This window comes from Streptomyces sp. NPDC046727, from assembly GCF_040645635.1.
Taxonomy (GTDB): domain Bacteria; phylum Actinomycetota; class Actinomycetes; order Streptomycetales; family Streptomycetaceae; genus Streptomyces.
In genome coordinates this window covers 1-19,209 of record NZ_JBEYYR010000032.1, presented here as the reverse complement: position 1 = coordinate 19,209, position 19,209 = coordinate 1, and the positions used below count along the sequence as shown (strand labels likewise).

General features: G+C 72.7%; 20 protein-coding genes. 11 read left to right on the top strand and 9 right to left on the bottom strand.

Features of this window, described 5'->3' with window-relative positions:
- The first annotated feature begins 52 nt into the window (after window positions 1-52).
- The 3 genes from ABZ937_RS31245 to ABZ937_RS31235 all read left to right on the top strand — a co-directional run bounded on the left by ABZ937_RS31245 (window position 53) and on the right by ABZ937_RS31235 (window position 4,259).
- Complete coding sequence (locus tag ABZ937_RS31245) at window positions 53-1,183, top strand: 4Fe-4S binding protein (RefSeq protein WP_361696700.1); 1,131 nt, start codon at window positions 53-55, stop codon at window positions 1,181-1,183.
- Between the two features lie 427 nt (window positions 1,184-1,610).
- Window positions 1,611-2,408 carry an SAM-dependent methyltransferase gene (locus ABZ937_RS31240; protein ID WP_361696699.1) on the top strand — a complete coding sequence of 266 codons (798 nt, stop codon included), beginning with the start codon at window positions 1,611-1,613 and terminating at the stop codon, window positions 2,406-2,408.
- A 372-nt stretch (window positions 2,409-2,780) separates the two neighbouring features.
- Window positions 2,781-4,259 carry a glutamate--cysteine ligase gene (locus ABZ937_RS31235; RefSeq protein WP_361696698.1) on the top strand — a complete coding sequence of 493 codons (1,479 nt, stop codon included), beginning with the start codon at window positions 2,781-2,783 and terminating at the stop codon, window positions 4,257-4,259.
- A 27-nt stretch (window positions 4,260-4,286) separates the two neighbouring features.
- Here the strand turns inward: ABZ937_RS31235 and ABZ937_RS31230 are convergent, their stop codons facing one another.
- Window positions 4,287-5,660 (bottom strand): S41 family peptidase, encoded by a 1,374-nt coding sequence (locus ABZ937_RS31230; protein ID WP_361696697.1) that lies wholly within the window; start codon window positions 5,658-5,660, stop codon window positions 4,287-4,289.
- Window positions 5,661-5,761: 101 nt separating this feature from the next.
- A complete protein-coding gene (locus tag ABZ937_RS31225; RefSeq protein ID WP_361696696.1) occupies window positions 5,762-6,172 on the bottom strand; it encodes a helix-turn-helix domain-containing protein in 411 nt (136 codons plus the stop codon).
- A 149-nt stretch (window positions 6,173-6,321) separates the two neighbouring features.
- Here ABZ937_RS31225 and ABZ937_RS31220 point away from each other — a divergent pair, with 149 nt between their 5' ends.
- Window positions 6,322-6,972: an NAD(P)H-dependent oxidoreductase gene (locus ABZ937_RS31220; RefSeq protein ID WP_361696695.1), complete on the top strand. Its 651-nt coding sequence runs from the start codon at window positions 6,322-6,324 to the stop codon at window positions 6,970-6,972.
- 119 nt (window positions 6,973-7,091) lie between these two features.
- On the opposite strand, the gene ABZ937_RS31215 is transcribed toward ABZ937_RS31220, so the two are convergent.
- Together ABZ937_RS31215 and ABZ937_RS31210 are read right to left on the bottom strand one after the other, a co-directional pair.
- A complete protein-coding gene (locus tag ABZ937_RS31215) occupies window positions 7,092-7,853 on the bottom strand; it encodes a hypothetical protein (RefSeq protein ID WP_361696694.1) in 762 nt (253 codons plus the stop codon).
- A 37-nt stretch (window positions 7,854-7,890) separates the two neighbouring features.
- Window positions 7,891-8,631 carry a GntR family transcriptional regulator gene (locus tag ABZ937_RS31210; RefSeq protein ID WP_361696693.1) on the bottom strand — a complete coding sequence of 247 codons (741 nt, stop codon included), beginning with the start codon at window positions 8,629-8,631 and terminating at the stop codon, window positions 7,891-7,893.
- A 111-nt stretch (window positions 8,632-8,742) separates the two neighbouring features.
- On the opposite strand from ABZ937_RS31210, the gene ABZ937_RS31205 reads away from it, so the two are divergent.
- From ABZ937_RS31205 to ABZ937_RS31180, 6 genes are all read left to right on the top strand, one after another.
- A complete protein-coding gene (locus ABZ937_RS31205) occupies window positions 8,743-9,774 on the top strand; it encodes an ABC transporter ATP-binding protein (RefSeq protein ID WP_361696692.1) in 1,032 nt (343 codons plus the stop codon).
- Window positions 9,775-9,801: 27 nt separating this feature from the next.
- On the top strand, window positions 9,802-11,001 hold the full coding sequence (locus ABZ937_RS31200) for an ABC transporter substrate-binding protein (RefSeq protein WP_361696691.1): 1,200 nt from the start codon (window positions 9,802-9,804) through the stop codon (window positions 10,999-11,001).
- Between the two features lie 4 nt (window positions 11,002-11,005).
- The gene (locus tag ABZ937_RS31195; RefSeq protein ID WP_361696690.1) at window positions 11,006-11,869 is read left to right on the top strand and encodes an ABC transporter permease; all 864 of its coding nucleotides are present in this window, start codon (window positions 11,006-11,008) and stop codon (window positions 11,867-11,869) included.
- Window positions 11,870-11,890: 21 nt separating this feature from the next.
- On the top strand, window positions 11,891-12,706 hold the full coding sequence (locus ABZ937_RS31190) for an ABC transporter permease (protein ID WP_361696689.1): 816 nt from the start codon (window positions 11,891-11,893) through the stop codon (window positions 12,704-12,706).
- A 98-nt stretch (window positions 12,707-12,804) separates the two neighbouring features.
- On the top strand, window positions 12,805-13,086 hold the full coding sequence (locus ABZ937_RS31185) for a hypothetical protein (protein ID WP_361696688.1): 282 nt from the start codon (window positions 12,805-12,807) through the stop codon (window positions 13,084-13,086).
- Between the two features lie 104 nt (window positions 13,087-13,190).
- On the top strand, window positions 13,191-14,072 hold the full coding sequence (locus ABZ937_RS31180; protein ID WP_361696687.1) for a DMT family transporter: 882 nt from the start codon (window positions 13,191-13,193) through the stop codon (window positions 14,070-14,072).
- A 24-nt stretch (window positions 14,073-14,096) separates the two neighbouring features.
- Here the strand turns inward: ABZ937_RS31180 and ABZ937_RS31175 are convergent, their stop codons facing one another.
- The 3 genes from ABZ937_RS31175 to ABZ937_RS31165 form a co-directional block, all read right to left on the bottom strand.
- Window positions 14,097-15,143 (bottom strand): cytochrome P450, encoded by a 1,047-nt coding sequence (locus ABZ937_RS31175; RefSeq protein ID WP_361696686.1) that lies wholly within the window; start codon window positions 15,141-15,143, stop codon window positions 14,097-14,099.
- Window positions 15,144-15,269: 126 nt separating this feature from the next.
- Window positions 15,270-15,350: a tryptorubin family RiPP precursor gene (locus tag ABZ937_RS31170; RefSeq protein WP_359481243.1), complete on the bottom strand. Its 81-nt coding sequence runs from the start codon at window positions 15,348-15,350 to the stop codon at window positions 15,270-15,272.
- Between the two features lie 406 nt (window positions 15,351-15,756).
- On the bottom strand, window positions 15,757-16,149 hold the full coding sequence (locus tag ABZ937_RS31165) for a RidA family protein (RefSeq protein ID WP_361696685.1): 393 nt from the start codon (window positions 16,147-16,149) through the stop codon (window positions 15,757-15,759).
- Window positions 16,150-16,221: 72 nt separating this feature from the next.
- Here ABZ937_RS31165 and ABZ937_RS31160 point away from each other — a divergent pair, with 72 nt between their 5' ends.
- Complete coding sequence (locus ABZ937_RS31160) at window positions 16,222-17,118, top strand: LysR family transcriptional regulator (protein ID WP_361696684.1); 897 nt, start codon at window positions 16,222-16,224, stop codon at window positions 17,116-17,118.
- On the opposite strand, the gene ABZ937_RS31155 is transcribed toward ABZ937_RS31160, so the two are convergent.
- Together ABZ937_RS31155 and ABZ937_RS31150 are read right to left on the bottom strand one after the other, a co-directional pair.
- Entirely contained in the window at window positions 17,115-17,603 is a 489-nt protein-coding gene (locus ABZ937_RS31155) for a carboxymuconolactone decarboxylase family protein (RefSeq protein WP_361696683.1), read from the bottom strand. The genes ABZ937_RS31160 and ABZ937_RS31155 overlap by 4 nt on opposite strands.
- Before the next feature lie 41 nt (window positions 17,604-17,644).
- Window positions 17,645-19,153, bottom strand: a complete 1,509-nt coding sequence (locus ABZ937_RS31150; RefSeq protein WP_361696798.1) for an alpha/beta hydrolase — start codon at window positions 19,151-19,153, stop codon at window positions 17,645-17,647.
- Between the last annotated feature and the right edge of the window lie 56 nt (window positions 19,154-19,209).

Sequence of the window (19,209 nt, the reverse complement as noted above, 5' to 3'; positions counted from 1 at the left end):
CTCGCGCCCGGCATAGTGAGTTTGAAATTCCAACCCAGCTGGAAGGGGCAGGATGAGCGAGCAGGACACCACCGAGGGGGCGGGGGCCCGGAAGCTCCCTGCCCCACTCGCCGCCCACCCGTCCGTGCGGGCCGTACTGGCCCGACGGGCGGAGCGGCCGGCGGGCCCGCCCCCGGTGATCGACGCGGACTGGCTGCGCGCGCTGTGCCTGGAGGCCGGCGCGGACGACGCCGCCGCCGTGAGCCTGGACCACCCCGACCTCGCCGGGGAGCGTGACCACGTCCTGGCCGCGCTGCCCGGAACCCGGTCGCTGATCTCGCTCATGGTCCGCATGAACCGCGACAACACGCGCTCGCCCGCCCGCAGCGTGGCCAACCAGGAGTTCCACCAGACCGACGAACAGGTCAACGCCGCCGCGCGCACGGTCGCCAGGGCCCTTCAGGACGCCGGCCATCACGCGCTCAACCCGTCGGCGGGCTTCCCCCAGGAGATGGAGAACTTCCCGGGCCGGATCTGGGTGGTGGCCCACAAGACCGTGGCCGTGGCCGCCGGACTGGGCGTGATGGGCCTGCACCGCAACGTCATCCACCCCAGGTTCGGCAGCTTCGTCCTGCTCGCCACGGTCCTGGTGGACGCTCCCGTGAGCGCGTACGGGCAGGCGCTGGACTACAACCCGTGCGTCGACTGCAAGTTGTGCGTCGCAGCCTGTCCGGTGGGCGCCATCGGCAAGGACGGCGCGTTCGACCCCCTGGCCTGCACCACCCACAACTACCGGGAGTTCATGAGCGGGTTCACCGACTGGGTGCAGACCGTGGCCGACAGCGAGGACGCCGCCGACTTCCGCGAGCGGGTCACCGACCCGGAGAACGCCTCCATGTGGCAGAGCCTCGCCTTCAAGCCCAGCTACAAGTCCGGGTACTGCCTGGCCGTCTGCCCCGCCGGCGAGGACGTCCTCGGACCGTACCTCGACGACCGCAAGCACTACCTGGACACGGTCCTGCGGCCCCTGCGGGACAAGACGGAGACCCTCTACGTGCTGCCCGGCTCCGCGGCCCAGCGGTACGCCGAGCGCCGCTTCCCGCACAAGCCCACCAAGGAGGTCACCGGCGGCTGGCGCCCGCCCGCGAAGCGCGGCCCGGACCAGGACCCGGACCCCGGCTCCACCGCCCCGCGCGAGGAGTGACAGCGCCGGGCGGGCCTGTCGCCCTGCGACGGTCCGACGGGGCGGGGAACGGCCCGAGCGCATGGATTGACCGTTCCCCGCCCCTGCCGGTCGGCCCGCCGGCCGCCCGGGGGCGGCCGAGGCGGCGTGCCGGTCCAGGGGGCCACGGCCTCGGCGGACGTGCCCGCCGCGCCGACCCTCTTCCGACCCTGCGACGCCGGGCCCGCACGGGCCATCCGAAGGGGTCCGGCCGGGTGAGGCCCCACCGGCGGCCCCTGCCCCTCCCCCCGGACCACCGCCGGTCCGGCCGACGGCCGACGGGTTCGCTCGACGGCCCGCGAGCCCGGCGGCCTGCGGGAACTCCCGGCGCGGGCTCCGAAGTTGATGTGGGAAGCTGTGCCCGGCCGGTGCGGACCGAAGCCGTGACGGTCAGGGAGAGGAGTTCAGCGTGACAGACGACGGCGTCGAGGCCGTGAACATCGACACCAGCAGACCGCATCCCGCGCGGATCTACGACTACCTCCTGGGCGGCAAGGACAACTACGAGGTGGACCAGCGGGCCGGCGAAGAGCTGGCCGCCGCGGCACCCGAGGCGCGGGCCGGCGTACGGGCGAACCGCGCCTTCCTGCGGCGTGCCGTCCGGTACGCCGTGGGCAGCGGGGTCCGGCAGATCCTCGACATCGGCACCGGGCTGCCCACGTCGCCGAACGTGCACGAGGTCGCCCAGTCGGTGGCGCCGGACGTCCGCGTGGCCTACGTCGACAACGACCCGATCGTCGCCGCGCACGGCAACGCCCTGCTCAGCCGGTCCGGCACGACCCGCATCATCCTCGGCGACCTGCGCGACCCGCGGTCCGTCCTGGACCACCCCGACGTCCGTCAGCTCATCGACTTCGACCAGCCGGTCGCCCTGCTCCTCGTCGCCATCCTGCACTTCCTCACGGACGCGGACCGGCCCGCCGAGGTCGTCGCCACACTGCGCGACGCGCTGCCGGCCGGCAGCTTCCTGGTGCTCTCGCACGCCACCGGCGACTTCGCCGACCGCAGCGCCGCCCAGGCCGTCTACACCAAGGCGACCGCCTCCCTGAACCTGCGTACCCGCGCCGAGGTGGAACGGTTCTTCGAGGGCTTCGACCTCGTCGAACCAGGCCTGGCCCAGGTCCCGTTCTGGCGCCCGGACTCCCCGCCACCGCCCGGCTCCGAAGAGATCGGCTTCTACGGCGGCGTGGCCCGCAAGACCGTCTGACCGCCCGGACCGCCGCACCGCCGCATCACGCCGGCGGCACGGCGGTCCGACGGCGTCCGCCGGGCGCCGGGCGACAGAAGCAGCGGGGTCGGCGCAGGCGGTGTTCGTGCGGGGCGCAGGCGGGCCGGGCTCCGCGCCGGTCGCGGGACCCGCCGGGGCGCGGGGCGCCTGGCCGGGCCGCGGGTCCCGTCACCGGTCGGCCGAGGGCGTGGCGCGTCAGTGGCCGCAGCGGTGACGGCGGGCCGGTGACGGCGAGCCGTGTCCGGGCACGGATCGCCGCTGATGAGCGGGTCCGGTGTCGGCGTGGTGCCCTTCGCCTGCCGGTGCGACGCTGGAGACAGAGGTGTCCGACCAGGGGACCTTGGAGGGCCGATGGGGCGTGATGTCCCGGCGCTCGTCTTCACCCGCGAGGACCGCCGCCGGTACCGGATCAAGATGCAGGAGTGCCTGGACGCGTTCGCGCAGATGCTCCGCGAGGCGCGGTTCGAGTCGGAGCGGCCCCAGGTCGGCCTGGAGATAGAGCTGAACCTGGTGGACGACGACGCCGAGCCGGCGATGCGCAACACCGACGTGCTGGAGGCGATCTCCGACCCCGCCTGGTCGACCGAGCTGGGCCGGTTCAACCTGGAGATCAACGTTCCGCCGCGGCGGCTGACGGCGGGCGGCCCCGACTCATGGGCGCAGGAGATCCGCGCCGCGCTGAACCACGCCGACGAGCGGGCCCGGTCGGTCGGCACCCGGCTGATCATGATCGGGATCCTGCCCACGCTGCGCCAGGAGGAGATCGGCGAAGGGGCGCTGTCGGAGAACCCCCGCTACCGCCTGCTCAACGACCAGGTCTTCGCGGCCCGCGGCGAGGACCTGCGCATCGAGATCGACGCGACCGACCGGCTGCGGACCTACGCGGACACGATCACCCCGGAGGCCGCGTGCACCAGCACGCAGTTCCATCTCCAGGTGTCGCCGGAGGAGTTCGCCGGCTACTGGAACGCGGCGCAGGCCATCGCCGGGGTCCAGGTCGCGCTCGCGGCCAACTCCCCGTTCCTGTTCGGCAAGGAGCTGTGGCACGAGACCCGGATCCCGCTGTTCGAGCAGGCCACCGACACCCGCCCGCAGGAGATCAAGGTCCAGGGCGTACGGCCCCGGGTGTGGTTCGGGGAGCGGTGGATCAACAGCGTCTTCGATCTGTTCGAGGAGAACCTCCGCTACTTCCCGGCCCTCCTGCCCCTGTGCGACGAGCAGGACCCGGCCGAGACGCTGGACCGCGGCGACGTCCCCGAGCTGGCCGAACTCACCCTGCACAACGGCACGATCTACCGCTGGAACCGGCCGGTGTACGCCGTCTCCGGCGACCGGCCGCACATCCGGGTGGAGAACCGGGTGCTGCCCGCCGGCCCGACCGTCGCCGACACCCTCGCCAACGGCGCCTTCTACTACGGGCTCACCCGGGCCCTGGTGGAGGAGGACCGGCCGGTGTGGTCACGGATGTCCTTCGCGGCCGCGGAGGACAATCTGCACGCCGCCGCCCGGCACGGCATCGACGCGCTGATGTACTGGCCCGGGATGGGCGAGGTTCCGGTGCCGGAGCTGGTGCTGCGACGGCTGCTGCCGCTCGCGCACCGGGGCCTGGAGCACTCCGGCATGGACGAGGCGTGGCGGGAGCCGCTGCTCGGCGTGATCGAGCAGCGCTGTGTGACGGCACGCAACGGAGCGGTGTGGCAGAAGGAGATGTTCCACCACATCGAGGCCACCGCGCACACCGGCCGGCACGAGGCGCTGCGCCGGATGACCCAGATGTACATCGACTACATGCACCTCAACGCGCCGGCGCACACCTGGCCGGTCGACTGACCGGTATCAGCCGAGCGGACGCGAGGATCACTCGCGCGCACGCAGGAGGGTCACCGCGCGGTCGAACGCGGAGTCCCGCTTCTCGGCGAACTCCTCCTTGGTGAAGACCGGTTCGGTCAGCTGCGGCGGGATGCCGGTCCCGTCGAAGGTGCGGCCGGTACGGGTCAGGTACTCCTCGTTCGGCAGCATGAAGGACATGCCGTTAGGGAGGCGCCGCGTCATCGGGTCCGAGAAGACGCCCTGGGTGGGCTGTCCGATCCGCACGGTGCGGCCGGGCCGGTCGAGCAGGGCCTGGGTGAAGGTCTCGCCGGCGCTGACCGTGGATCCGCCGGTGAGGACGGCGACCGGGCCGGTGTAGCGGGGCGCGTCGGCCGGGACGACGGGCACGGGTTCGGGCCGGGTGTGCCGGGCGGCGTCGGCCGGGTCGTTGCGGGCGCGCTTGGCGTAGGCGGTGTAGGGGGTGTCGGTCAGCCGTTCGGCGATCCCGATACCGAGGGCGTCGGAGCCGCCCTCGTTCACCCGCAGGTCGATGATCAGTCCGTGCAGGCGCCGGGTGCGGCTCGGGGTCAGGACGGTGTCGAGCGCCCGGTCGAGTGCCCTGCGGTCTGCGGCGTACGGCGCGTTGTCGCCGGCGTAGTCCTCGAAGGAGGAGATCCGCAGGTAGCCGAGGTCCCCGGGCAGGTCGGCGTAGGTGATCCGCCCGTCGGCGAAGTCCTGCCGCCCGGTGGCGTCCTTGAGGTCGTGGGCCTCGACGAATGCCTTGACCTCGCCGTCCAGTTCGTCGCTCGGCGGCTCGGTGCCGGGCCGGACCTCGGAGAAGTCGCGGTCGCCGGCGTCGACCTCGACATGGATGTCGTAGAGGGGCTGCAGCATGCGGCCGAAGAGGTCGAGGAGTTCGGCGTCGGTGGTGTTCCGGTGCACCTGTGGCCGGTACTGGTCGCGGACGGCGTGCCAGTCGACGCCCTTCCGGGCGAAGAAGGGGTAGTTCTCCTCGAAGGTCTGCCAGAGCACGTCGAAGCTGGTCCGCGGGTCCTTGGACGCCGGGCGGCTGCAGTCGGCGGGCAGGGCCCGGATCCGGGTGAGCCGCCGGTGTCCGACCGCGCCGTCGACGGCGAGCCGGGCGTGGTCGCGGTCGTGGTCGGTCCGGACGGTGAGGACGGTGCCGTCCCGCGCGGTGTAGCCGCCGGGGCCGGTCCGCCGCGCGGTGTCGCCCTCGACGCAGCTGACGGATGTGGTCTGGTACTGCCGCAGGACATCCCCGCCGAGGACGAGCACGGTGCCGTAGCCGTCCGTGCGCCACACGCCGTCGGTGGCCGGCGGGCCGGGTGGCGCGGCGGATGCGGCCGGTAGGGCGGTGACGGCGAGAGCCATGGCGGCGATGGTGGCCGTGACGTTGCGCACGATGGGGTCCTCCCGGTGCGGGTCCGCAGACCACCACCGTGTCCGATGCCCGCGCCGCCCGCCATTTGGCGGACGGGTACGCCGGGACCGGGCGGGAGCCCTCAGGGCACCTCGCCGCCCTGCCGGGCCGGTGCCGTGGCCGGCCGTTCCAGGGAGGTCTCGGGGCACGCCGACGCCTCCGGCAGATGGGCCTTCGCCCACTCCGCCAGTTCGCGCAGGGCGGGCTCCAGGGCCGCGCCGGCGCTGGTCAGCCGGTAGGAGACGCGCAGCGGGGGACCTTCGTCGACCTCGCGCAGGACGAGGCCGGCCGCGCCGAGTTCGGCGAGCCGGTCGGACAGCATGCGTTCGCTGATGCCGGTGACGGCCCGCCGGAGGTCGGCGAAGTACGCGGGCTGCTCCACGAGCACGGCCACGATCGGGCCGCTCCACCGCTTGCCGAGCAGCTGGAAGACGCGGGTGATCCCTTCGTCCACCCGCTTGCACGCCGCGCTGTCGTGGTTCTGCTCCGCCATGACATCAGGGTACCTCCTCACCGTATGGGGCTGAAAAAAAGTAAGTCCATGTGCTAAACGTAGTCCAGTACGAAAGTTCAGCCAGCGTGCCGCGGCGTCCCGGCTGCACAGCCCTCGGTCCGGCCGCATAGCCCTATACGGAGACATTCATGGCCACCCTGCTGCACATCGACTCGTCCGTGTTCCCGACCGAGGCGTCGGCTTCCCGCGCCGTCACGGAGGCCTTCCGCAAGCACTGGGAGGAGCAGCATCCGCAGGGCACGGTCATCTACCGCGACCTGGCGGCCGAGCCCGTTCCGCACATCACCGCCGACGCGCACCTCGCCGGCTTCGTCCCCGCGGCCGCCCACACGCCCGAGCAGGCCGCCGTCTTCGCCGAGCGCGTCAAGCTCATCGAGGAGCTGGAGCAGGCGGACGCGATCCTGATCGGCGCCCCGATGTACAACTACACGATCCCGTCGACCCTCAAGGCCTGGCTGGACAACGTGATCCTCATGGGCCGCACCGCGGGCGAGACCCCGTCCGCCAAGGGCACCCCGGTGACCGTCATCGCCAGCCGCGGCGGCTCCTACGCGCCGGGCACCCCGCGCGAGGGTTACGAGTACGTCCAGACCTACCTCAAGGCCGTCCTCGCCGACGCCCTCGGCCTGGACCTGGAGTTCATCGTCCCCGAGCTGACCATGGCGTCGAAGAACCCGGCGATGGCCGAGCTGGTCCCGCTGGCCGAGGCCTCCCGTGACCGTGCCTTCGAGGCCGCGGCCGACAGGGCGCGGAAGCTGGCGGAGCGCCTCGCGGCCTGACCACCCGCTGCCGGGTACCGCAGGCTGGGCGGTACCCGGCACCCCGGACCCCGGGCCGGCTCACGGGCCGCCCGGGGTCACACCTTTGCCCATGGCGGCACGGGCGCCGACGGCCGCTCTCAGGCCAGGACGAGCACGAGGGGAACGCCCCGGCACGGCACCAGCCGCAGGCCGTCGTACGTGCCGGGCCGCCCGGCGGTGAGGACCTCGCCGAAGTCCGGGCCCCTGGTGAGGGAGCCGGCCAGGTGGGCGGGGTCGGCGGAGGCGGCGACCCGGCCGCGGGCGTTCACCAGGCGGGCCGGGCGGGGCAGCCGCCGCAGCAGCGGGAGGACGGCCGCCTCGAAGTGCCGCAGATACACGTCGGCCGCGGCCACCCCGGCGAACCGCCCCTGGATGTGGACCGGTTCGGACAGGGTGAGGCTGTACTCGTCGGAGCACAGGTAGTCCACGTACGGCCCGGCCACGGCCCGGCGCCCGGTGTCCCGGGGCAGCGCGAACCAGTCCCAGTGCGTGTAGTCGGAGTAGGCCGACTGCTCGGGGTCGAGATCGAGCAGGAGCGGCCGTACGGCGCCGTCGGCGCCCGACTGCCACCACTCCAGCCAGGCCGGTACGTCGGCCAGCAGTCCGGGGGCCGCGACGAAGCCGACGCCGGAGACGAGTCCCTCGCCGCGCAGCCGCTGATGGAGTCCGGGGCGCAGGGCGGCGAGGTCACGGCTGACGGGCCGGCGCCCCTCGGCGGCCACCCGGTGCAGCAGGCCCGCCGTGTCGGCACGGGTGGCGGCGACCGTCTCGAAGACCGCTTCCAGCGCGCCGCCCGCCTGAGCGGCCACCCCTGCCTCCGGCTCCGTGGCCGCGGCGGCGAGCCCGGGGCTGACGCCCATGGTGTCCTCCAGCGGACGGGAACCGGACGTGGCGCGGTCAGAGGGTGAGGCGTACGGCGACGAGCCGCGCCGTCGACTCCCTGACGCACCGCTCGGCCAGCGTGCCGGCCGTTGCGTGCGCCCCATCCTGCACGGCGGAGATCACGGAGCGGTGACAGTCCGCAACTTCTTCACGATATGCGTCGTCGGCCAGGACGAGACAGAGCAGCGCGCCCACCTCGCTCTGCAGCGCGACCTGTTCGCGGGTGAGCCGGGCGGACTGGGCGGCGGCGGCGAGTTCGACGTGGAAGCGGCCGTACAGCCGGCTGCGCGCCGCCGCGTCCTCGGCGTGCGCCAGCTCCTCGGCCGTGCGGCGCAGCTGCTGGAGGTCGGCGGGTTCGGTGCGCTGGGCGGCGAGCCGGGCGGCCGCGCCGGACAGGGCGGCCCAGTGGTCGCCGAGGTCGCGCAGCTCCTCGGTGCTCCAGCCGCGCAGCCGCGCCCTGAGCCGGTTGTCGGCGGGGACTTCGGGCAGGGAGACGAAGCTGCCGCCGCCGCGGCCCCGGCGGGTGGTGACCAGGCCCTGCTGCCGTAGCGCCATGAGGGCCTCGCGCAGGGTGACCGTGGAGACCCCGAGCTGTCCGGCCAGTTCGCTCTCGCCCGGCAGCTGCTCGCCATCGGCCAGGAGTCCCAGTTCGATGGCGTCGCCGATGCGGCGGACGACCGCGTCCACGCGGGCCCGGTTGTCCACCGGGCTGAAGACGGCCCTGCGGGCGCCTCCGTCGATCTCGTGCTGCCTCACGGTCACCCACCTCGTGCGTTGACTCAAGCTTTACCTTAAGGGCCTCTTGAGCTATGACCTATGACTTCATATGTTTACGCCCAACGTACAGCGCGCCAGAAAGGTTCCCGTATGGAGGGAATGGCGATCCGGCTGCAGGGCCTGCGGAAGTCGTTCGGCGAGACCACCGCCGTGGCCGGGGTCGATCTGGAGATCCGGGACGGCGAGTTCTTCTCGATGCTCGGCCCGTCCGGCTCCGGCAAGACGACGGTGCTGCGCCTCGTCGCGGGGTTCGAGACCCCTGACCAGGGCCGGATCGAACTCGCCGGACAGGAGGTCACCGACCTCGCCCCGTTCGAGCGGGACGTGCACACCGTCTTCCAGGACTACGCCCTGTTCCCGCACATGACGGTCGAGCAGAACGTCGCCTACGGGCTGCGGATCCGCAGGGTGCCGAAGGCCGAACGCCTGGTCCGCGCCCGCAAGGCGCTCGCCGAGGTCCGCCTCGAAGGCTACGGGCAGCGCAGGCCCGCCCAGCTGTCCGGCGGGCAGCGCCAGCGCGTCGCGCTCGCCCGCGCGCTCGTCGGCCGGCCCCGCGTCCTGCTGCTGGACGAACCGCTCGGCGCCCTCGACCTGAAGCTACGCGAACAGATGCAGGTCGAACTCAAGGCGCTCCAGCGGGAGGTGGGCATCACCTTCGTCTTCGTCACCCACGACCAGGAGGAGGCCCTGACGATGAGCGACCGGATCGCCGTCTTCGACCAGGGCCGCATCGCCCAGGTCGGCACCCCCGCGGAGATCTACGAACGCCCCGCGACCCCCTTCGTCGCCTCCTTCGTCGGCACCTCGAACCTCCTCGAAGGGGAGGCGGCGCACCGGATCACCGGCTCGCCGGGCATCTACAACATCCGTCCGGAGAAGATCCGCGTCCTCAAGGAGTCCGCCGAGGCGGACGAGCCCGAGCACGCCACCGTCACCGGCACCGTCGCCGAGGTCGTCTACCTCGGCGACGCCACCCGCTTCCTGGTCGACCTGGACGGCGGCGGGCGGCTGACCGCGCTCCAGCAGAACCTGGAGACCTCCTCGGCGGACGTCGCCGCCTACCGCGGCACCCGGGTCCGCCTCCAGTGGCACCGCCGGCACGCCGTCCGGCTGCCGTCCTGACACCGTCCCCCTCCCCTGGAGAACGCCGTGCGTCTCACCCGTACCCTGCGCGCCACAGCCGTCTGCGCCGCCGCCCTGCTGCTCGCCGCCGCCTGCGACTCCTCCGGCTCCGGCGATCCGTCCGCCACCGGCCTCAACCCGCCCGACCTCAAAGCCCCGACGAAGCTCGGCAGGACCGAGGGCCAGGTCAACCTGATCGCGTGGGCCGGCTATGTCGAGGACGGATCCGACGATCCCAAGGTCGACTGGGTCTCCGGTTTCGAGAAGCAGACGGGCTGCCAGGTCCGCTCCAAGGTCGCCGCCAGCTCGGACGAGATGGTCAAGCTGATGAAGACCGGCGCGTACGACGCCGTCTCCGCCTCCGGCGACGCCTCCCTGCGCCTGATCGCCTCCGGTGACGCGGCCCCCGTCAACACGGACCTGGTCCCCAACTACAGGGACGTCTTCAGCGGGTTGAAGAACGGCGCCTGGAACTCCGTGCGGGGGAAGATGTACGGCATCCCGCACGGCCGCGGCGCCAACCTGCTGATGTACGACACCGCGAAGGTGACGCCCGCGCCCACCTCCTGGTCCGCCGTCTTCGACGACGCCTCGCGGTACAAGGGGCACGTCACCGCGTACGACTCGCCGATCTACATCGCCGACGCGGCCCTGTACCTCAAGGCCACCCGGCCGGAGCTGAAGATCAAGGATCCGTACGCGCTCGACCAGAAGCAGTTCGACGCCGCCGTGGCACTGCTGAAGAAGCAGAACGCGAACGTCGGCGAGTACTGGAGCGACTACCTGAAGGAGGTCTCCGCCTTCAAGAGCGGTGACTCGGTGGTCGGCACGACCTGGCAGGTGATCGCCAACCTCGCCGCCTCCGAGGGCGCGAAGGTCAAGGCGCTGGTCCCCAAGGAGGGTTCGACCGGCTGGTCCGACACCTGGATGGTCTCCGCCAGGGCCAAGCACCCCAACTGCGCCTACAAGTGGCTCGACTGGATCGTCTCCCCCAAGGTGAACGCCCAGGTCGCCGAGTACTTCGGCGAGGCCCCCGCCAACTCCCGGGCGTGCGCCGAGACCAGTGACAAGAACTTCTGCACGGTCTACCACGCCGCCGACGAGAACTACTGGAAGCGGATCGCCTTCTGGAACACGCCCATCGAGCAGTGCCTCGACGGCCGCAAGGACGTGACATGCGTGCCGTACGCCAAGTGGGTGCAGGCCTGGACCGAGATCAAGGGCTGAACACATGGCCGTACCGACCCGGACCGCGGGGGCACTGCACCGCCGCCCCCGCCTCCGGCTGACCCTGCTGCTGACGGCGCCGCTGCTGTGGCTGGCGGTGCTCTATCTCGGCTCGCTGGCCGTGCTGTTCGTCTCCGCGTTCTGGACGACGAACTCCTTCACCTCCGAGGTGGTGAAGGTCTGGTCGACCGACAACTTCCGCGAGCTGTTCACCACGCCGGTCTACCGCCAAGTCATCGTGCGCAGTGTCGGCGTGGCCCTCGCGGTCACCGTCCTCTGCGCGGTGATCGCCTTCCCGGTGGCCTTCTACACCGCGCGCGTGGCCAGGCCCCGATGGCGTCCGCTGCTCGTCGTGGCCATCCTCACCCCGCTGTGGGCGAGTTACCTGGTCAAGGTGTACGCCTGGCGGCTGATCCTGTCCGAGGGCGGGCTCGCCGACTGGATGCTGAAGCCGTTCGGGCTGGGCGGGCCGGGGTACGGACTGGCCGCCACCGTGCTCACACTGACGTACCTGTGGCTGCCGTACATGATCCTGCCGGTCCACACGGCGTTGGAGCAGCTGCCCGCCAGCCTGCTCGACGCGTCAGCGGACCTGGGGGCGCGGCCCGGGCGGACCTTCCGCTCGGTGGTCCTGCCGATGGTGCTGCCCTCCGTGGCCGCCGGCTCCGTCTTCACCTTCTCGCTCAGCCTCGGCGACTACATCACCGTGCAGATCGTCGGCGGCAAGACCCAGCTGATCGGCAACCTGGTGTACTCCAACATCGAGCTCAACCTGCCCATGGCCGCCACGCTCGGCACCGTGCCCGTGGCCGTGATCGTCCTGTACCTGCTGGCGATCCGCCGTACGGGTGCCCTGAACAGCCTGTAGGACCTGGAGGAGAAGAGCGCCATGCACCTCAGCCGCACCGCGCGCATCGCCCTGCGCATCGGGGCCGGGCTCGGTTTCACGGTGATCTACGTCCCGCTGCTGCTCGTCCTCGTCAACTCCCTGAACCCCGACCGCAGCGCGAGCTGGCCGCCGCCGGGGCTCACCGTGCACTGGTGGTCGGTGGCCGCGGACAGCTCCGGCGCCCGCGAGGCCCTGTGGGTCTCGGTGAAGGCGGGGCTGGGGGCCACCGCCGTCGCGCTGGTGCTCGGCACGCTGATCGCGTTCGCCGTGGCCCGGCACCGCTTCTTCGGCCGGGACACGGTGTCCTTCATCGTGGTGCTGCCGATCGCACTGCCCGGCATCGTCACGGGCATCGCCCTGAACTCGGCCTTCAGCACGGTCCTGGAACCGCTCGGCGTGGGCCTCGGGCTGTTCACCGTGATCGTCGGGCACGCGACCTTCTGCATCGTTGTGGTCTTCAACAACGTGGTGGCCCGGCTGCGCCGTACGGCCCGCTCGTACGAGGAGGCGGCCGTGGACCTGGGCGCCACCACCTTCCGGGCCTTCGCGGACGTCACCTTCCCGCTCGTCCGCTCCGCGCTGCTGGCGGGCGGTCTGCTCGCCTTCGCCCTGTCCTTCGACGAGATCGTGGTCACCACGTTCACCGCGGGCCCGGGCATCCAGACCCTGCCCCTGTGGATCTTCGACAACATGACCCGGCCGCAGCAGGCCCCGGTGGTGAACGTCGTGGCCGCCGTCCTCGTCCTGCTGTCGGTCCTCCCGATCTACGTCGCCCAGCGGCTGTCCGCGGACACGGCGACGTCGAGCCGGGTGTGAACCGTCCGGCTGCCCGCACACGGCCGACACGGGGACACACCGGGGTGACACCGGTGCGCTGCGGGACCCGGGGCCCGCATCGATGGAAACCTGCGCCCATGACGAACCCTCCCGCCATCACCAGTTACGTCGACCGGGTCACCGCGGGCCCGGGCGGCGCCATGACCGACGAGGCCGGCGTCATCACCGGCGACCTCACCGTGGCGACCATCCTCCGGCCCGACGGCCACAGCGTGCGCGTCGCCATCCAGCACTCGGACGGCGACACCTGGTACACGCTCTCCGGCAGCCCCGCCCCCGTGCCCGCCGGGCAGCTCGCGGCCTACCACCGGGACCTCCTGGGCCGCATCCGCCGCGGCGGCGGCACCCGCGCCAGCTGAGCGCGACGGCACGTCCTCCACGACCCGCGGTGAGCCGGGTGCTTCCGTAGGCTGAGAGCGATCGCAGCTCCTCCGGGAGACCGGCCCGCAGGCAGGAGACGGTCGTGATCGAACTGGCCGCGGCGTTCGCCGTCGCGGGAGCGGCGAGCAACGCCGTGGGCACCGCCTTCCAGCGCAAGGTGGCGTCCGTGTCCCGCAGCAGCGGGATCCGGCTGGTCGCGGAGCTGGCCCGGCAACCGTTCTGGCTGATCGGCATGGCCGGGGTGATCTGCGCCGCGCTGTTCCAGAGCCTGGCCCTGGTCAACGGCCCGCTCGCCCTGGTCCAGCCGCTCTTCATCCTGGAGCTGCCCTTCGCCCTGCTCGTCGCCGCCCCGCTGATGCACCGGCGGCTGCCCTCCTGGGGCTGGTGGGGCGTGGGCGGCTGCGTGGCGGGGCTCGCCGTCCTGCTCATCGCCGCCGCCCCGCACGGCGCCACCGCCCAGGCGCGCCTCGTCCGCTGGATCCCGGCCCTGTGCCTGTGTCTGGGCGCGATGGCCGCGGCCGTCCTGCTGGCCGGCCGGGGGCGTCCGCCGGCCCGGCGCGCCGCGCTGCTGGCAGCAGCCTCCGCCACGGGCAACGCCCTGACCGCCGCCCTGCTGAAGTCGGCCACCGGCACCTTCGCCGACCACGGCTTCGCGGCCTTCCTGCGGTCGTGGCAGACGTACGGCTTCGCGCTGGCCGGGGTGAGCGCCGTGATCCTGCTGGAGAACGCGCTCCAGGCGGGCCCGCTGGCCGCGGCGCAGCCCGCGCTGACCATCGGCGACGCGGTGGTGAGCCTGGCCCTCGGGATCACCCTGTTCGACGAGCGGATCCGCACGGGCTGGTGGCTCGTACCGGAGGCGTGCGGGGCGCTGCTGATCGTCGCGGGGGTGATGGTCCTCAGCCGGGCGGTGCAGCGCATCATCGTGCTGCCGGCCGCCGCCGAGGGGGCCCGGGCGGAATCGTGAGCGGCCTCTCGTACGGCTCTCCCGCTAGCGCGACCTCGTCAGCCGTACCTCCTCCACGCCCAGCAGCCCGAGCAGCGGGACCCTGCCGACCCGCTGGTCCGGGTCGACCACCAGACCGGAGCGGCGGATCAGGTCCAGCAGCAGCTCGGCCAGCGGCATGACCATGTGCCGGCCCCAGCAGCGTTCCGACGCGTGACCGAAGGGCAGGTAGCCGGGGGTGTTGTCGGGGTCGAGGCCGTCCCAGCGCTCCGGGCGGAAGATGTGGGGGTCGTCCCAGAGAGCCGGGTCCCGGTGGGACAGCAGGGGCAGCAGCAGGACGTCGTCCCGCTCGCCGATCCGGCCGTCGACGGCCGGGTACTCGGGCGAGGCGTTGCGCAGGATGTTCCACGAGGGCGGCAGCAGCCGCAGCGACTCCAGGATGATGTTCCGGTGGGACATGCCGTCGTCGAACGGGGCGCCCAGCCAGAGCGCGTTGGCCACGAGCGTGGAGACGGTGAAGCACACGGGGGCCGCCGCCCTGCGGTACATGCCCATGGCGTACCGCCGTTCCTGGTAGCCCCGCGCCCGTGCCGCGCGGTCGGCGAGACCGGTGAGCCGGGCGTCCGGCCGGGGCCGGCCGGGCAGGGCGGCACCGACCGCGATCACCGACCAGGTGAGCTTGGGGGTGAGTTCGAGGTTGCGGCTCATCAGCACGCGCAGCCGGTACGGGTCCTGGCCGAGGATGAGGTCGCGCAGGAAGAGGTGCCCGGTCAGCGGCCAGGGTCCGGCGAGGTCGACGTCCTCGGGGAGCGGCCTGGCCAGGGCCTCGCGGACGTCGTTGCCGATGGTGCGGGTGACCGTGGAGGCCTCGGTGCGGGTGATGGAGCGTCCGTGCAGCGGCTTGAAGGTGGGCCGCTCGGTCTCGGTGGCCCGGCGCGCCGCCAGGATGCGGTCGGCGACCTCGTGTCCCGCGACCCCGATGGTGTCGGGTTCGAGCCGGAAGACGTCCTGGCCCAGGCGGTCGCCGATGAGCGCGGCGAGCCGTGGGGCGAACACGGTGGTGCGCGCACGCGCGAGGGATGACGGCGGCATGGCTCCTCCGATACGGGAACGGGGCGGGGGGAGGCCGCGATACGGCGGGACACCGCTGCCCGGCCGGACCGCACCGCGGCTCGGCCGGACAACGATGTCACCACGCCCGCACGCAGCGGTGCGGGATCAGTACCAGAGGTACCAGGCGTTGGCCTTGAGGCTCTTGGCGGCGGCGACCCGGTTGCGGATGGCGAAAAGGAGCTTCATCACTGCACCTCCCCTCGGGGACGGACGGGTGACACGCGTCGACTCCGGAAGGGGCCGGTGAAGATGACGTGTCGGCGACGCCCGGAGCCTTCCCGTGATCGTTCATCGGTTAATCACCGGGATGTCCAAAAGGCCTGCCACGTAGTCGATTTCGGACTTTCGCCGATCATCGGCGCTCCGGTTTGACGCGCCATCGCGGCACGCGGGCGCCGGGCCGAGGCCGGGACTTTCAGCCACAGGTGGCAGGCCCCGCCGACTGCCCGGATGCCGGACGGCCGGTCACCGAGAACGGACACCGCCACGCCTGCGTCTCACCGGCTCGACGGCCGCAGATTGGCCGGATGCGGACACCTGCGGGATCCCGCGCGCGGCGACGTGGCGGCGCCCCTGGGAGGGGTGGCCGGTGTCACTCCGCGGTGCGGCGGCGCGCGTAGACCTCGATCTCGATCTTCATCCGGGGGTCGGAGAGGCCGCACTCCAGCATCGTGGCGGCCGGCCGGACGTCGCCGAAACAGCGGCGCAGCACCGGCCAGCAGGGCTCGAAGTCCTTGCGGTCCGGCAGGAGGTAGCGCACCCGCACCACGTCGGCGATGGCGCACCCCGCCTCGGCCAGCGCGGCCCCGATGTTGCGCAGGCACTGTTCGGCCTGCTCCACCACATCGTCGGAGATCGTCATGGCGGTGTAGTCGAACCCGGTGGTCCCGGAGACATGCACCCAGTCCCCGTCGACCACGGCACGGGCATAACCGATCTGCTCCTCGAAGGTGGAGCCGCTGAGAATCGCGCGTCGTTCCGTCATGCGGCGAACGCTAGGTGGCCAGGGGTGATACGTCTAATACACGCGACGCCATGACCTGATATCTCTGGGGATATGGAGCGCCCCGATCTTCCCCTCCCCCAGCTGCATGCCTTCGTCGTGCTCGCCGAGGAACTGCACTTCGGTCACGCGGCGGCCCGGCTGGGCATCGCCCAGCCGCCCCTCAGCCAGCAGATCCGGCGGCTGGAGGACCGGGTCGGCCATCCGCTGTTCCGCCGTGCGCCGGGCCGCGTCACGCTCACCCCGGCCGGCCAGGCCCTGCTGCCGGCCGCCCGGCAGGCCCTGGCGGGGCTCGCGGACGGCCTGGCCGCGGCACGCGCCGTCGGCGGCGGCCGGGCCGGGCGCCTGCGAATCGGCTTCGCCGCCTCGCTCGCGCTGACCGTCCTGCCGGGCCTGCTGCGTGACTTCCGCCGGCGGTTCCCGGATGTGCACCTGGACATCGCCGAGATGACCACGGCGCCGCAGCTCGGCGCCCTGCGGGAGCGGACGATCGACATCGGCCTGCTGCGCGAGCCTCCGTCCGAGGACCCGGAGCTGGCGTTCAGGACCCTGCTGAACGAGCCGTTCGTGGCCGTGCTGCCGTCCGCGCATCCGCTGGCCGCCCAGCGCACCGTGCGGCCGGACCAACTGGCCGGGGAACCGTTCGTCCTGCTGCCGCGCGCGGTCGGGCCGCAGCTGTACGACCGGATCATCGGCCTGTGCGAGGCGGCGGGCCACACCCCGCACATCGCCCAGCACGCGGTGGAGTGGCAGACGGTGTGCGCCCTCGTGGAGGCGGGTCTCGGCGTGTCGGTGGCGCCGGCGAGCATCCGCCGCATCCGCCTCAAGGGCGTCGCCTTCCGCCGGATCGGCCCCGGCACCTCCCGCACCCGGGTCGCCGTCGCCTGGCGCCGCGACGACGACAACCCCCTGGTGGACCGGCTGCTGGCGACGGTCGGCCAGGCGTCCTAGCCGGTCCGCTCGGCCCGCACCGGATGCCTGCTCATGATCGAGACCCGGTTGAACGCGTTGATGGTGACGGCCACCCAGGTCACCGCCGAGATCTGGTCCTCGGTGAGGACGTCCCGCGCCGCCGCGTAGGCGGTGTCCTGGGCGGCGGTGTCGGATGCCGCGGTGGTCGCCTCGGCCAGGGCCAGGGCGGCCCGCTCGGCGGGCGTGAACACCTCGGTGTCGCGCCAGGCGGCGAGCACACCGAGGCGCTGCGGGGTGTCCCCCGCCCGCAGCGCGGCCCGGGTGTGCACGTGGAGGCAGTAGGCGCAGCCGTTCAGCTGTGACACCCGGAGGTTGACCAGCTCCACGAGGACGCGGTCCAGACCGGCCTCGGCGGCGACCCCGCGGACCGCCTCGGACGTCTGCACCAGCGCGTGGTACGCCTTCGGGCTCTGCTTGTCGATGTAGATCCGCCGGGCGTCGCCGGACGGGACGGGACTGGTCAACCTGGACTCCCCCAAGCGCGAGTTTGTTGAACTTAAAACTATCACGGGGTGGGCCGGGGACAGCTGACGTCGCCGGCCGGCAGGCGTCCGGTCGCGAGGTAGGCGTTGACCGTGGTGTCCACGCACGCGCTGCCGAAGGCGCCGTAGACCCCGTGCTGGTCCGCGCCCCGCAGGGTCACCAGGCGGGAACTGGGCCAGTTGCGGTGCACCGCCCGGGCGTTGCGGTAGGTGGTGCGGGGGTCGCCGGTGGCGTTGACGAGCAGGGCCCGCTGGTCGTCGCGGATCGTGGTCGGGCGTTCACGCGGCGGGTCCCAGAACGCGCACGGGCTGATGTTGTTCGTGACGGGCGCGAACAGCCGGTCCCGTGTCCCGGCGCGCCGCAGATCACGCCAGTAGGTCTCCGGGTCGCGGGGCGCGGGCACGTCCCCGCACAGGATGGCCGTCTGCGCGCTGCCGTAGGCGGACTCGTGTCCGGTCAGCATGAACTCCAGGACCGAGGCGAGCCACGGCGACGGGGTGACCGTCCGGCCCTCGGCCGCGCGCCGCAGGTCCCGCACGCCCTGGGCGAAGTCGCCGTAGGCCGTGGGGTTGTCCTGCGAGAGGCCGTTGAAGACGACGACGGGCAGGGCGTGTTCGTCCACCCGGTAGCCGCCGACGCGCAGCGGCGTGCGGGCGGCGGCCGACCGGGCCGCTTCGACGCCGGCCAGTACGGCGCTCCGGGTGCGTCCCAGCCCGTAGGTCGCGTGGTGCGCGGCGGTCCAGTCGGCCCAGTCGCGCAGGGCGTGCCGGTTGGCCTCCTCGCTGCCCCGCAGCAGCCGGGGACCGTAGACGGCGGGGTTGGCCACGCCGTCCAGGACGACCCGGTCGGTGCGCCCCGGGAACATCGTCGCGTACACCTGGCCGAGGTAACTGCCGTAGGAGTAGCCCAGGTAGGAGATCCTGCGCTCGCCCAGCGCGGCGCGGATCACGTCCATGTCGCGCGCGGTGTTCCGGGTGGTCGCGTACGGCAGCAGGTCACCGGCGTGGGTACGGCAGCGGCGGGCCAGGTCCGCGGAGAAGGCGACCATGCGGTCGAAGCCGGCGCGGCCGGTGCCGGCTCCGCGGATCATGCTGCCGGTGGGCCACGCGCAGTCCAGCGGGGTGCTGCGGCCGACGAAGCGGGGGTCCACGCCGATCACGTCGTAGCGTGCGGCGACGTCCTTCATGGCGCTGCGCACCCAGGGCGGGTCGCCGATCGTCGGTCCGCCGGGGCCGCCGCTGTTGAGCAGCAGCGCGCCGACGCGGTGGGCGGTGTCGGTGCCCCGGATCCGGGAGAGCGCGACGGTGATCGTACGGCCCTCGGGGCGGGCGTAGTCCAACGGGACCGTGACGTCGGCGCACTGGGCGCCGGCCTGTTCGAGTTCCTTGCCGACGGCGTCGTCGGGGCCGAGCAGACAGCTCTTCCAGTGGAGTTGCTGGTGGTGGTAGCGGGCGAGGGGGTCGCCGGCCGGGCGGGCCGCGGCGGGCGAGGCGGGGGCGACGCCCAGGGCCAGCGCGCCCGCCAGGGACAGGGCAGCCCTGGGAAGGCTTCCTCGACGAGGTCGCCGAGGCCGGCTACGACTGGATC

Excerpts from the sequence above, each read along its gene's own strand:
- ABZ937_RS31245 (WP_361696700.1), top strand. The coding sequence starts at position 53 with ATGAGCGAGCAGGACACCACCGAGGGGGCGGGGGCCCGGAAGCTCCCT.
- ABZ937_RS31235 (WP_361696698.1), top strand. The coding sequence starts at position 2,781 with ATGGGGCGTGATGTCCCGGCGCTCGTCTTCACCCGCGAGGACCGCCGC.
- ABZ937_RS31225 (WP_361696696.1), bottom strand. The coding sequence starts at position 6,172 with ATGGCGGAGCAGAACCACGACAGCGCGGCGTGCAAGCGGGTGGACGAA.
- ABZ937_RS31220 (WP_361696695.1), top strand. The coding sequence starts at position 6,322 with ATGGCCACCCTGCTGCACATCGACTCGTCCGTGTTCCCGACCGAGGCG.
- ABZ937_RS31215 (WP_361696694.1), bottom strand. The coding sequence starts at position 7,853 with ATGGGCGTCAGCCCCGGGCTCGCCGCCGCGGCCACGGAGCCGGAGGCA.
- ABZ937_RS31205 (WP_361696692.1), top strand. The coding sequence starts at position 8,743 with ATGGAGGGAATGGCGATCCGGCTGCAGGGCCTGCGGAAGTCGTTCGGC.
- ABZ937_RS31195 (WP_361696690.1), top strand. The coding sequence starts at position 11,006 with ATGGCCGTACCGACCCGGACCGCGGGGGCACTGCACCGCCGCCCCCGC.
- ABZ937_RS31190 (WP_361696689.1), top strand. The coding sequence starts at position 11,891 with ATGCACCTCAGCCGCACCGCGCGCATCGCCCTGCGCATCGGGGCCGGG.
- ABZ937_RS31185 (WP_361696688.1), top strand. The coding sequence starts at position 12,805 with ATGACGAACCCTCCCGCCATCACCAGTTACGTCGACCGGGTCACCGCG.
- ABZ937_RS31175 (WP_361696686.1), bottom strand. The coding sequence starts at position 15,143 with ATGCCGCCGTCATCCCTCGCGCGTGCGCGCACCACCGTGTTCGCCCCA.
- ABZ937_RS31170 (WP_359481243.1), bottom strand. The coding sequence starts at position 15,350 with ATGAAGCTCCTTTTCGCCATCCGCAACCGGGTCGCCGCCGCCAAGAGC.
- ABZ937_RS31165 (WP_361696685.1), bottom strand. The coding sequence starts at position 16,149 with ATGACGGAACGACGCGCGATTCTCAGCGGCTCCACCTTCGAGGAGCAG.
- ABZ937_RS31160 (WP_361696684.1), top strand. The coding sequence starts at position 16,222 with ATGGAGCGCCCCGATCTTCCCCTCCCCCAGCTGCATGCCTTCGTCGTG.